This window comes from Nibrella viscosa, from assembly GCF_039541875.1.
GTDB lineage: Bacteria > Bacteroidota > Bacteroidia > Cytophagales > Spirosomataceae > Nibrella > Nibrella viscosa.
Genome location: NZ_BAABHB010000001.1, coordinates 77,832 through 90,577, shown reverse-complemented (window position 1 = coordinate 90,577; position 12,746 = coordinate 77,832). Strand labels below are relative to the sequence as shown.

The 12,746-nt window shown below is 56.0% G+C and carries 9 protein-coding genes; all 9 read right to left on the bottom strand.

The genetic code is table 11. The features are described 5' to 3' along the window. Window positions 1–92: 92 nt before the first annotated feature. Window positions 93–2,606, bottom strand: coding sequence for a M1 family metallopeptidase (locus ABD931_RS00395; protein WP_345262787.1), 2,514 nt, complete (start codon window positions 2,604–2,606; stop codon window positions 93–95). A gap of 349 nt (window positions 2,607–2,955) precedes the next feature. After that, complete coding sequence (locus ABD931_RS00390; RefSeq protein WP_345262785.1) at window positions 2,956–3,726, bottom strand: alpha/beta fold hydrolase; 771 nt, start codon at window positions 3,724–3,726, stop codon at window positions 2,956–2,958. A gap of 110 nt (window positions 3,727–3,836) precedes the next feature. Then, window positions 3,837–4,694, bottom strand: coding sequence for a helix-turn-helix domain-containing protein (locus tag ABD931_RS00385; protein ID WP_345262783.1), 858 nt, complete (start codon window positions 4,692–4,694; stop codon window positions 3,837–3,839). A 91-nt stretch (window positions 4,695–4,785) separates the two neighbouring features. Then, window positions 4,786–6,228, bottom strand: a complete 1,443-nt coding sequence (locus ABD931_RS00380) for a DUF1593 domain-containing protein (RefSeq protein ID WP_345262781.1) — start codon at window positions 6,226–6,228, stop codon at window positions 4,786–4,788. Between the two features lie 143 nt (window positions 6,229–6,371). Continuing rightward, complete coding sequence (locus ABD931_RS00375) at window positions 6,372–7,178, bottom strand: SAM-dependent methyltransferase (RefSeq protein WP_345262779.1); 807 nt, start codon at window positions 7,176–7,178, stop codon at window positions 6,372–6,374. A 52-nt stretch (window positions 7,179–7,230) separates the two neighbouring features. Then, window positions 7,231–8,958, bottom strand: coding sequence for an arylsulfatase (locus ABD931_RS00370; RefSeq protein WP_345262777.1), 1,728 nt, complete (start codon window positions 8,956–8,958; stop codon window positions 7,231–7,233). Window positions 8,959–9,005: 47 nt separating this feature from the next. Then, window positions 9,006–9,587, bottom strand: coding sequence for a hypothetical protein (locus ABD931_RS00365; protein WP_345262775.1), 582 nt, complete (start codon window positions 9,585–9,587; stop codon window positions 9,006–9,008). Between the two features lie 52 nt (window positions 9,588–9,639). Beyond that, window positions 9,640–10,443, bottom strand: coding sequence for an NIPSNAP family protein (locus ABD931_RS00360; RefSeq protein ID WP_345262773.1), 804 nt, complete (start codon window positions 10,441–10,443; stop codon window positions 9,640–9,642). A 91-nt stretch (window positions 10,444–10,534) separates the two neighbouring features. Further along, window positions 10,535–12,718: an alpha-amylase family protein gene (locus ABD931_RS00355; protein ID WP_345262771.1), complete on the bottom strand. Its 2,184-nt coding sequence runs from the start codon at window positions 12,716–12,718 to the stop codon at window positions 10,535–10,537. Between the last annotated feature and the right edge of the window lie 28 nt (window positions 12,719–12,746).

Here is a 12,746-nt window from a genome sequence, read left to right as displayed (position 1 = left end):
CGTAATGATCTTTCTACCGAATGAAGTTTCCGGCAGTGGATATAAAGATAACGATAATCCTTGAAAACGGCCAGGGACAACCTATCCTGCCGCTACTCCGCTTTGTACAACAACCGGGCAGCCCGGAATGGACTATCAGCCGCTTGCAGCAGTTTAGCCCTCAGGCGGGGATTAAAACCAGGCCGCTCCTTCAGAAAGGTACGCACCAGCGTAGCCACCTCCGGTGATTGGTAGGCACTCAGCGTCGACCGTAGCCAGGATTCCGGAAAGAAGATGTCGCCGGTGCGCTGGATTTCTTCCAGCAGGTCGAGGCTTTCGCGCAGGTACCGGACCGAGGTGGTGGCCCGCAACGGATGGTGCAGATACCCCAAAGCCGCCGTTACCCAGGCTTCGCGCTCCCGATTCTTTTCGTCTTTCAGGGAAGCGAAGAAGGCATCGCGCACCTGCATATCGGACGATAGCGCGGGAATCATAAACAGCAGTCGTTTTTTGCGGTCCGGATTGTTGATGCGGTCGGCCTGTTGCAGCAGCAGCCCCGTTACGGGATAGTCACGGACGGCCAGGGTAAGCGCCAGGGCGGTATAATCGTCTTCGGTCAGCCGAACGCCCGCCGGTGCTTTCTGCTCCTGCCAGATGGTGAATAGCCGGTCCTGGGCTTCGCGGCTGAAGGCGATGCTCTGGTAGCCCTGAAACAACAATTTCTTTTTGTTGGGAGCCGGTTCGTTTTCCATCGCCTGCCAGAAAGCCTTCTCCAGTTGCAGCGCCAGCGATGGCCGGTTTTCCGGACGGCTATAACGCCAGAAAAGATTGGAAAGCTGGCTGGTCAGCAGCCGCAGGTTCAGTTCTTCCGGTTCGTGGGGGAGCAGAGCCTGATAGGTGGCAAGCAGTTTATCCGGCGTAATGAGTTGCCCGCTGAGCATGTTCTCATAAAGTGTAATGTACGCAGCCGCCCGCATCACGGGATTTTTCAGACTGGCTACATGCGGCACCATCGCCGGATCAACCGGAAACAGGCCGTAGCCCTGCCCGGAGGAGTTGAACAGCACAAACAGGGGCTTCTCTTTACCCACGGCCTCGCTAAGCGTTACCTGCGACCGACGCATATTCACCGTAAGCTCCTCGACCCGGTCGGGGTACACCAGCGCCACTTCAAACAATTGCGGCCAGATACGGGCGGAACCCTCTTCGCCTTTCTGCGAAATAACGAACTGCGAGATTTTGTTGTTGCTCATCTCCAGCCGGTAGTCGAAGCGGGGCCGACCGGTTTCGTTGACCCAGACATGGTTCCAGTCGTTCAGATCGGCGGGGGTGTAGGTGTCCAGAATGGCGATCAGGTCGGCCCAGGACGCGTTGCCGTAGGCGTATTTCTTCAGGTACTCGCGCAGGCCGTTGCGGAGCGCGTCTTTGCCCATCAGCCGCTCCAACTGCCGCATCATAATGGGAGCCTTGTGATAGATAATGCCCCCGTACAGCGTGCCGGCCTCCTGCAGATTAGCCAGCGGCTGCCCGATGGGGTTAGCGCCTTCGGTGCGGTCGACGTCGTACGCGGCCGGGAAGTGCGCAATCAGGAACTCCAGGTCGTAGTTGGAATCCGCCAGGCTCACCTGTGAAATCTTATCGGCAATAAAATTGGCAAACACTTCTTTGGTCCACACATCGTTGAACCACCGCATGGTCACCAGATCGCCAAACCACATATGTGCCGTTTCGTGGGCGAGCAGCGTGACCCGACTGATTTTCTGATCCCGCGTGGCACCACCGTCCAGAAACAGGTTCGCTGCCTTATACTGGATCGCCCCCACATGCTCCATGCCGCCGTATTGAAAATCCGGAATAGCCACAAAATCAAACTTCCGGAATGGGTAAGGGATTTGGGTATATGCTTCGAGAAACGTTAGCGCATCGGCATGGATCTGGAAGATGGGCTCCATACTCAGGCGAATCTTCTCCGGATCGGTTTCCCGGTGGAGGAAGTGCATAGTCCGGCCGTTCAGCGTCTTTGTGACCCGCTCGAACTTGCCGGCCACAAACGAGAACAGGTAGGTGCTGATAGTATCGGACGGCGCAAAGCGGATACGGGTCTGGTTGCCCTGCCGGCTGGAATCCTGCACGGCCCCGTTGCTCATGGCCTGCCAGTTTTCAGGCACAGCGAGGGTGAGCGTGAAGGACGCTTTCAGGTCGGGCTGGTCGAAGCAGGGGAAGAGGGTACGGGCGCGGTCGGGCACCAGCAGGGTGTACAGGTACTCCTCGTTGCGGTTCAGCGACAGATCGCCCGCCGTAAAGCGAATGCTGACCTGGTTTGCACCCGGTTTCAGATAGGCCGGGGCAATCAGGATATGCTCACTTTCAAAAACAACCGGAATCTCACGGCCGTTGACCGATACGCTATGCAGGTGGTCCCGTTGCTCTTTAAAGTCGATCTGTACCGGAGCCTTGCCCGCCTGCCAGTGAAACGTAATAGTTTCCGAAGCGGGAATCGGTTGCTCTTTTCCGGCAGGAATCCCAAACTGCAGCGAATAGCCGAGCCGACTCAGGGTCTGTTTCCGGTACTTCGCCAGTTCCTGCGACACGCCGGACTCTACGGCGGGTCCTTTAACCGGCGTCATTTTTTGGGTACAGGCAGAGGTGAGAACTAAAAAAAGAAGCGGCAGCCACCGAAAAAGGGAGTTACCTGCTTTTGGAATAGTATAGAAACAGACCATATAGTTGGAGCGTTGCCCGTGGCAATATCCTCCAAAGTTAGCGAATCAGGTCTGTTTTCACCGATATTCATTATTGCACCTTGCCATTTTTGACGCTCGCTGCTCGTCACGCTCGTTCACGCTCGTTCGCGTTTGTAAAGCGAGACGGGCGAGGTGCGCATTTGTAATGCGAGTTAATTATCGCGTCACAGACGTTAACCTTACCCATCTCGCGTTACAAACGCGGACGAGCGTGACGAGCAGCGAGCAGGGTTCAATACACCTCTTCTAAAATAGCCGCTAACCTGTCCGGCATAGAGAAGAAAGGAGAATGGCTACTGGGTAGTTCAAATACCTGTTGGCAAGGCACATGCTGCACAATACTTCGCCGGTCCAGGTCTCTGGATTTGGTACAACGAATGTACACTTTAGGAATAACCCCATACCGCTCATCTGTTACGCTGATCGGGGTAGCCAGCCCGGCTACGGGTTGCCAACGCAGATTGGCTTTGGCTAAGGCCACATCCTCTGCCGGAGCATCGTGGCAAAATACCTCCTGCATCCTCGCCGGATCGACCAGGCAGGTCTTCTGGTCATCAGAGAAAATCAGGTAATCAGCTGCCAGTTGTTCCGCAGCAGGTTCCGGCGCTGCTTTGCTGGCTTCAGCCAGTTGTTGAACCTGGGCCAGAATTGACTCTCCATTCCTCAACAAAAAGGCATCCACGTATACGAGTTTTTCTGCTTTCTCTGGTCCCAAAAACTCACTGGCCTGCGAAATCACGGCCCCTCCCAATGAATGGCCTACCAGCACCACCTTTCCCTTTACAGAACCGGCAACATCCAGAACCGTTGTCACATAATCATCCAGCGTTACACTGGCGGCCGGTGTGGTATCCTGCCCATATCCCGGTAAATCAACAGGTATAACTGCATATCCCCTGCTTTCTAACAGAGGCACTACTTTATGCCAGCACCAGCCACCACCGTACCAGGCACCATGAACCAGAATATACGTCTTATCTGAAGAAGAAGTCGGGGTGTTCATCACTAACATGATTAGAAGTAAAGCAATTTTCGGATTGCCATAAACCAGATTGTGCGAACAAAAGTAGCAGAGAGCCGGGCTGGCGACTGGTAAAAAAAGGACATTTCAACTTACACAATACCTTCAACCCGTTCCCGATACAGCGTGTCGGTCAGCCCCAGGATGCGCTCCGGAGATTGGCTCTCTAACCGATGAAGCTCATTGGGCACTAGGCCGGTAAACTCCTTATAATCTTTGACCAGGTGTTGGTAATCGCAATACCCGCAGTCAATAGCGATACTAAGCCAATCCGTTTGGGGATATTGGTTCTTTAAATTGAACGCCCGGTTGAAGCGAATGATGCGGGCGTATGTTTTAGGATTCACCCCCGTACGTTCAAAGAACTTCCGGGTAAACTGCTTCGGAGAAAAACAGGCTTCATCCGCATACTCATCCATCGAACGCCTACCCCCCTCCTGAATCATGTGCCGGCAAACAGCATCCAGACGCTGTTTGTCTTTACGAACCTGACGGGCTAATTCCAGGGCAAAGTTTTCCACGATGGTGAGTGCTTCGGTATAAGTGCCTGCGGCCTGAAGCTGCGCCAGGGTTTGCTGGATTCGCTTAGGAAACAGGAATGTAGCATCCAGATGCTGGTCGGTTAATTCGTAGGCTGGTATGCCGGTGAGCCGGTAAACCGCCGTTGGTTGAAACACGATCTGTACATCGATGAAATCCGGTCCGGTCAATTGGCTCACCAGCGCAGTCCGCTGCCCCGCCAGCAGTATGTCGGGCTGTTGCTTTATCGCTTCACCTGCTCCCTGGGTAGCGTAAAAATCCCGCAAAAAAAAGTGCAGGCACTGTTCGGGTTTCGGCGGATAGGCTTTAATGGGAATGGTGTCTGCCTTAGTAAATTCGAGATGGACAATCCGGTAGCATCGGACAAACTCCCGCAGGGCCGGACTCGGCAGAACATCACGTAAGATCATGGCAAGACCTCGGTTCGGTTTTCATAAAGTTACGATTTTTGCGAACACCTGTCTGGATGACACGCTCATCCTTGTAGGTAATGCGAAACGACTATTTTTTCCGTACCACTACACGCCGATAGGCAACGAGCGAGGGAGAACCGTTGTCCCGCACTTCCAGAATCAGATGAATAGCGTTGTCGCCAATATCCTCCGGTACCGTCCAGGTCAGCACCGGCGAATCGGACGTCTCCAACTTGATTGGCTTGGTATAGGAGCCGGCTTCCGGATAAGGATACCAGCGGTACGACAGCTTATCGCCGTCGCGATCGGTCGAGGCCGAGGCATCCAGCGTTAAGGTTTTACCCGGAACCACGCGTTTATACACCACCGCATTAGACCGGTCTTTGCCAAACGCCGGGGTGGGCGCATGATTCACTTCGGCCGGGCCGTGGGTAGACCATTGCATCCGGGCCAGAAAACTGTTTTTTGCATCCGGAATCCAGCGTTCCAGTTCGCTGCGTTCTACGCCACAGGTGCTGTAGTACCCCTGAGGGAAAGTCCCTCCCATCGGCACAAACCGGGTACCCCAACTACCCTGGGTTGGGTCGAGCGGATCGTTCAGGCCCAGAAATCCGCTGAGCAGGTACAGAAAGGCCGGGGTATCGCCCTCGCCCCCATGATCGTAGGTTGCAGCCATAGCATCATTGCGGTTCACCTCCTCGGGTTTCATTACGGTGATATACCGCCAGAAATGACCGCCGTCGAACAGCAGCCGGCCCGGCTCCGACCGTTTCCCCGAGAAGGTAGAGGTAACCGTACCCATATTGGTGCATTTCAGCGCCTTTACGGCGTCGAGATCAATCAGGTAGTCAAACGTTATGTCCTGTAGCGTAATGCCAAACACGTGGAGCTTTCGCAGCAGCCGGCGGTACTTCTCCTCGCCCTGCCGCTCCCGGTACCGGTACAGCGCCTGCACGAAGGTGATGGGACCACCCCACATCTGCACAAAAATCGGACGATCATCGTCTTTGCTGAAAACCTGCTGCAAAAACTCACTGCCCTCCGAATCTTTAGGCTCTCCGTTGGGCGTATTGCCCTCCCCGATCCAGTCGTCAAACCGAATGTCACCCCAGGCGCTCTCTACATAGCGGCCGGCAATCTTACCGGCAAACTTCTTTTCGTTGGTCAGCCAGATTATGGGTAAAGCGCCCCGCCCTTTTCGGGTCACCTGTTGCAGGGCCTCATAGGTCGGGAAATTGGGCGAATGTTTCAGCAAATTCGGCAGAATCGTCCGGTAGCCGTTCAGAATGGTTTGTGCCTTCTGCCAGGGCTGTTCAGCATTATGATTAAAATCCGGCAGTTGGGGCGTCACGATCAACGCTTCCAGATCAAAATCACTGGCGTAATACAGATACCGGATCAGCGAATTACCGTCATCATGCGTCATATCTGTCATGATCACAATCCGGTAGTTGGTATTTTGCTTTCCCCTGGTTTGGGCATCGGCGCTGGCGTACCCCAGAAGTGCCAGTACCAGGAACAGGAATTTCATAGGCTGTTTTGTTGCGCGGTAAGGGTTGGGTAAATCGTCTCCTGTAATAGCGAACAGTGGTATGTGACACCTATTTACTCGCATTACAAATGCGAACCTCGCCCGTCTCGCGACACAGTCGCGGACGAGCTGAGTAAGGCATTTCATCCGCCATCACGCAACAACGCCTTTGGGCTGTATTGCGCCGGCAGGGATACAAGTGGCTCTTCCAACTCCAGTTCTGTCCGGTGCCCGACTACGCGAACGTACCCCAGGTAGCGGCCCCGGTCGTTCTCCAAAGCCTCAATCTCTACGTGATTATCGGGGGCAATAGCGCGGTGCCAGGCCAGCCATAACTGATAACCCTCCGGCATGGAATCGGCCAGATCAACGGCAACAATGCCGGTGCGGCTCCAGTGTTGCCGCCACCAATCGGCCGCGTGTAAGCCCCACAGATCCGGCGTCCACCAATGGCGCAAATGCTCGGGCACCACGCCGTTAAACTCCTGCATCAGGCCGGCCCCGGCAATACCGATCTGCCCGCCGGGCTTCAGCAGCCGGGCCAGGTAGTTCAGGTACAGATCATCGGTGCCGTAGTACGGAAAGGAGTCGATGCTCACAATGGCGTCGAAGTAACCGGCCGCAAAGGGCAGCGAGTGGGCTTCGGCGTGCAGCGGGAACACATACTGCTCACAGCCGGCATCCCGGATGCGCTGAAAGTTTTCGGTGACGCTGAACCATAGGTCACAGGCCCAGACCTGCACGCCAAATTCGCGGTGGAGAAAAACAGAGGAAACAGCCCGCCCGCAGCCCAGGTCGAGCACCCGCATACCCGGCCGCAGGTCCATTGCCTGGGTCAGCCATTCGGTCATCCAGAGTGGATTAGCCCCACCGCTGACACCGGCGGTAATCCACTCGGGATGGTAGGCCGAGGAGCGGGGGAATTGAGAAACCATGAACTGATTATCCATACTTGTTAGGCGTTTGGGGTACACGTAGTCTGAAGAATCCCTGCCATGAGCGTTAATGAGTTGCAATCGGCTTCTGACCCGGCCTGGGAAACACCTGATGGGTATGGGCCCAGGTGCGCCAGCGGCTCGTCAGTTCACGTACTTTGTCGGGATACCGGGCCGCCAAGTCCTGCGTTTCCGAGCCGTCTGTGGCAAGGTTGTAGAGACGCCAGGTCGTGTCGCGACTCGTCGACACTAGTTTCCAGTTACCGGAGCGGGCATAGCGTGCCCCAAAATGTTCGTTGAACACGTTCTGACGGCCGGCCAATGCCTGGCCTGCAAAAGTCGGCACCAGACTGACACCCGTTGTGGGGGTGATTGCCTGGCCTTTGTGGGTATTTGGGTACGTAGCCCCTGCTAGTTCGACAAACGTGCGCATGAAATCCATCACGTGACCGACCTGTACGCTGAAGCTTCCCTTTTTCGCCTGAATCCCTTTGGGCCAGAATGCCAGCATCGGCGTGTGAATACCGCCCTCGTAGGATTCGGCCTTATTGTACGCGTAAGGCGTATTGGCTACGTTGGCCCAGCGTGGCCCAATAGAGGCAAAGGTGGTCTGTGGGCCTGGCATCACCTGCTTTTTCAGGTCGTATACAACATCCCGGCCATCGCGGATTTGGTTGGGCCGGTCGAAACCGGGGCCGTAGGCGGCACAGTTTTCGGGGCTGGCTCCGTTATCCGACAAAAAGAGGATCAGTGTATTGTCCAGTTGCCCGGTTTCGCGCAACGCCTGAATCATCCGGCCGATGCCCTGATCCATCCGGTCGACCATAGCGGCATGAACGGCCATCGCCTGCGCATCCCAGGCCTTATCGGGGTTGGCTTCCCAGCTTAGTTCATTGGCCCAGCGTTCCGACAGACTGGTTTTCGTGGGATCAATCAGGCCAAGTTTAACCATTTTTGCGTACCGGGCCTGGCGGATGGCATCCCAGCCAACCTTGTACGTATCCTTGTAGGTGGCAATATCCTCGGGCAGGGCGTGCAGGGGCCAGTGCGGGGCCGTTTCGGCTACGTAGAGGAAAAAGGGTGCCTTTGTTCTGGCGAACGATTTGATATACGCCACCGCCGTATCATGGATGGCATCGGTATGATAATAATCTTTAGGTACCTGCTTCACCGGTTGGGTTCCGCTGACCAGGCTGAACGGATCGAAAAAGTCGACTACGCCCCAGATATTGCCGAAGTACCGGTCAAAACCCCGGCTGGTGGGGTACTGATCCACGGGCGAAAAATCACCAAAGTCTTTTTTGTGGTTCAGCCAGTCGAGTTGATCCTGCGGATTTTTCTGCACCAGGGTCTTGGACACATGCCACTTTCCGGTCATGGCGGTCTGGTAACCGGCCGTTTTGAGCACTTCGGCCAGGGTTACGGTGTTTTTGGTCAGGTGGCCGCGGTAGCCGGGCTGGTCCTCTGCGTCGGTCATCTTACCAATACCGGCCTGGTGGTTATAGAGGCCGGTGAGCAGGGATGCGCGGGTGGGGCAGCAGCGGGAGGTATTGTAAAACTGCGTGTAGCGAATACCGTTACTGGCCAGGTAGTCCAGATTCGGCGTATGAATTTCGCCCCCATAGCAGCCAATATCCGAAAAACCCAAATCATCGGCCATGATCAGCAGGATATTGGGGCGAGGGGCGGCCGGCGGTGATGATACCTCTGATGATATTGTTCCGGCACTCCCCAGATAATGGACAGCGACCAGGATGACTAACGGGAACGACAGGACCAATAGGCGCTTTGTCATGAAATAATCAGGTTATAGCCTCGCTGGGGTATGAAGCGGTGGCTGATTTAGCGAATGCGCCAACTGGTGTCAAAATAAGGATCGAGTTCGTCCAGATCACATTCGGAGGTGAGCGTCACCATCGGTCGGCTGGCGATGGTCAGCCTGACCCGCTGCTCCCGCAGGCACTGGGCATTGTAGCCGCCGGCCTGCGTCACCAGCGCCATCGTATTCTCGTTCTGCCAGTGCCGGCTGTTGACCTGCATCCGCCGGCGGTTTCCATCCTGGCATAATAGCAGGCTGCTTGCCGGCCGGTTGATGCCGGGTCCGTACTGCGCTTCAAAAACCTGCTGCAGAGACTCGGTATAATCGCAGGTGATCCGGAACAACTGATCGTCGTAAAAAACCAGCGACAGGTTGGTAACGGGCAGGCCTGCCACAGACAGCGAATCGGCAGTGAAGACACGGATGTGCGGACACGGAAAGGCAATGGTGCCTTTCAGCACCACGAGTTCATGCTCCTGGAAAGAGAATTGCCGGAGCGAATCGGGCGTGGTCAGGCCGAGGGTAAAGTCTCCCAGCCCGGTCAGTGTCGATTGGGCAGGCGCGTAAAACGGGAGCAGCGTCAGCAGCAGGATCAGGTATTTCATGACTTATAGAAAGTTGCCTTAAAGCGTGTTACGCTACTCCCGTACCCGTTTGTCAGATCTGCGAAAATGCCGTAGGTACCAGGAAGGTCCGGTGGATATTTGACAGAATCCGGTCGTTGGCGTACTCGGGCAGGGCGCTGATCTTTTTCCATTCCGGATCGCCCCCGAATATCTTCCAGTTCTGATCGTGCTCCTCCATGTTATCGAAGGTGAGCATGTAGGTCAGGTTCGGGCGGTGGGGACCAATCAGGGTTTCTGCGAAAAAGACCGGGGTCAACCCTACTCGCTTAAAAATAGCGATTTCGCCGGCCTCGTTAAACATTTCGATCTTCTTTTTACCGGTTGCTTCGCTTGGGCTTTCGTAGCGACGCAGTTCAAAGATACGCGGCTTCTTCTCGGGCACGTCCATTCGGGGCATACCCGTAAAGGCCTTCAGCAGCGAACTTTCAATGCGCTCGTAGGCGGGGGTGGTAGCCTGGGCATTGAGGTACTCGGAAGCCGCCTGCTGGTAGGCCGAATCGTTGGCCAGTTTATCCGCCATCGCCAGGTAATCGTCTGCCGACTGGAAGGGTATCAATACAAACAGTTTGGAAACCTCCTGGGGCAGGTACTCCGTGAATACCCCAACCGCCCGGCTGCCCATGCGGTTGAGCGCGGGAATGGCCGCCTGCTGAAAGTACGTATCCAGGACTTTCCGTTGCCGGCCGTTTTTCAGGGTATAGGTCCGAAGCTCATAAAACTCCGGCTTTGGATTTTGCTGGGATGGATCAACGGCGGCAGCCTGCGTGAGCGAATTGACAAAACCGGCCCCAGTGGTAGTAAGCAGCGAACTTTTTACAAATGTACGTCTTTTCATTTAACAAAATTTGTGGCGTTTACCCTGTAAAGGAAAGGGCTTTCCTAAACTCATCAAAGCATTCGGAAAAACAGATAAAAATCAGTTGCCGTCAGGCCAGATCCAGCGCCACAATCTCATGGTCGAGAATACGGGGCACATCAAGCACCAGCCGGCCTGCTTTCTGCATAAATTTAGGTTGCCGGCCGCTCATGAGCAGCTTCACCCTGGTGATTTTTACGCTGGCGGGTACCTGAACCGACACCTGTGCATCCACCGGTATCAGTTCCCGGAACGGCCCTTTCATCATCATCGGATTGGTGAGGTTGACCAGGTGAACGGTCATGGAATTCGCCTGCCGCCAGACGTTGATGTCAATCACGCCCGGCCCCGTTACCGTCACAACCGGCTCCTCATCCAGCGCCCAATGGATGACATTGCCCAGCAGCCGGCTATGGTCGTGGCTGAGCAGTTGCCAGAACGAGCGGTCCAGATCGCCGGGCAGGTAGGCCACGCGCCCCTTGCCCACCTGCCGCAGGTACAGCTCCCGCGTATCGGTCTGCGGTACGCGGGGGTAAACATCCTCCATCGGCAGATCGGGGTAGGTCGGAATCAGCGTAACAGGGCTGGGGAAGGTGGCCGTTGGCTTTACGTTTACTTTGTAAATGGCGTTGATGATGCGGGGCGTATCGTCCAGCCCTTTCAGAATCTGATGCGTCTGGTTGTTTGCGGCATCATGGCGGAGTTGCAGATAGCTGTTCCGCATGGGGCCTTCAACCTGCCGGTCGTACGAGACACCAAACAGGCCGGCTAAGCCGAAATCCGGGCGTGGCCTGCCTTCTTCATCGTACAGCGAGGTTTCAAAGGTGGCCACCACACTGCCGCCGTTCTCGACAAAAGCCTGGAGTTGCCGGCACTGAGTATCCGACAGGGCGGCAATGTTGGGCAGAATCAGGAGTTTGAAGCGTCTAAGGTCGTCAGGCGTCAGCAGCCGGTCGTTGACCATATCGAAGGGAATGCGGTTTTCGACCAGCGCGTGGTACATACCGTCGAGGTGATCTCCGCTGCGCTGCTGCCAGGGCTTGCCCCCATAGTTGCGGTCGGTCTGCTCCGAATACACCAGCCCCACGCGGGCCAGCGAGGCCGTATTTCGCAGGTATTTTTCGTTCCTGTAGTAGCCCTCGTACAGGTTAGCCACGGACTCCATCCACCGCTTATCGTAAATATCACCGCCAAACTTGACAAAGCACGGCCGCATACCGTTGGCGGTACCTTCGGCCACCCAGATCCGGATTTCGGCATCGCTCTGCACCGAATCTTTCCAGCGGAACTCCTCCTCTACGCCCACGCTGAAAATGCCGATCAGGGGTTTCAGGCCCAGCGTCGACCGGAGTTCCTTGGCACCCTTGCCGTTGGCCCAGGGCGGAATGAGGCCGCGCCGGGCCTGCTGATCGGCAAAAAACAAGTCCGCTTCCCGGCCGGTGACAATCTTGTCGGGGAAGCCGTTGGGAATAAAGCGGGAGGTGGGCCGCTCTTTGCGAATACCCGCATCCCAGAGTGCCCATACTTCCCGCAGGCGTTTCGTGTTCCAATCCGCCCATTTGCGATAGGTCAGGTCCAGCTTATCGGCTTTCTGAGGAAGTGCCAGTCCAGAATAAGCTTTGAAATTAGTCTGACAATGTTCGCAGTAGCAGATGCCGTGCCCGTGCCAGCGGTTGGAGAAGATGCCCTCCGGCTGAAACCGCTGCATGATCTCCTGGTTCACCTGCGGCATGAACTCGAAGTTATACGGCCCCAGCGCGCAGGTGACCCACAGCTCCGGGTTGGCCCAGTGCCGGCGTTTCTGGCCGTCGGCGGTAACGGCAATCCAGTCGGGGTGGGCATCGTACATGTCCTGCCGGACGGCATGGGGGTCGGTGCGGAGCATGATTTTCATGCCCTGTTTGCGGCAACCCTCCACCAGGTAGCCCAGTGTATCGGAACTGCCCATAAAGTCGCTGCGGTGGTGCAACGGTATCTGGGTGGGGTAAAAGGCCACGATACCGCCGGCACTCAGCAAAGCCCCCTGGGCATGAATGCGCTTGAAATAACTGAGCCAGAAATCCGGATCGTAATGGCCGGGGTCTCGTTCGACAAAGGCCAGTTGCACCCACCGCATGGGACCGTCGAGCCAGATGGGTTCATTGATTGATTGGTGGCTGGTTGCATGGGGTATGCCGGCCAGGCTGGCTGAGCCTGTCAGGGCCAGGGTGCTACTCAGGAGGCTGCTGGTTTTGATGAACGCTCGTCGTTCCATAAAAGGGTATGAGCTGTGGGCTCAGGGA

Coding starts and splice junctions, on each gene's coding strand:
- ABD931_RS00365 (WP_345262775.1), bottom strand. CDS start 9,587: ATGAAATACCTGATCCTGCTGCTGACGCTGCTCCCGTTTTACGCGCCT.
- ABD931_RS00370 (WP_345262777.1), bottom strand. CDS start 8,958: ATGACAAAGCGCCTATTGGTCCTGTCGTTCCCGTTAGTCATCCTGGTC.
- ABD931_RS00360 (WP_345262773.1), bottom strand. CDS start 10,443: ATGAAAAGACGTACATTTGTAAAAAGTTCGCTGCTTACTACCACTGGG.
- ABD931_RS00380 (WP_345262781.1), bottom strand. CDS start 6,228: ATGAAATTCCTGTTCCTGGTACTGGCACTTCTGGGGTACGCCAGCGCC.
- ABD931_RS00375 (WP_345262779.1), bottom strand. CDS start 7,178: ATGGATAATCAGTTCATGGTTTCTCAATTCCCCCGCTCCTCGGCCTAC.
- ABD931_RS00395 (WP_345262787.1), bottom strand. CDS start 2,606: ATGACGCCGGTTAAAGGACCCGCCGTAGAGTCCGGCGTGTCGCAGGAA.
- ABD931_RS00390 (WP_345262785.1), bottom strand. CDS start 3,726: ATGAACACCCCGACTTCTTCTTCAGATAAGACGTATATTCTGGTTCAT.
- ABD931_RS00355 (WP_345262771.1), bottom strand. CDS start 12,718: ATGGAACGACGAGCGTTCATCAAAACCAGCAGCCTCCTGAGTAGCACC.
- ABD931_RS00385 (WP_345262783.1), bottom strand. CDS start 4,694: ATGATCTTACGTGATGTTCTGCCGAGTCCGGCCCTGCGGGAGTTTGTC.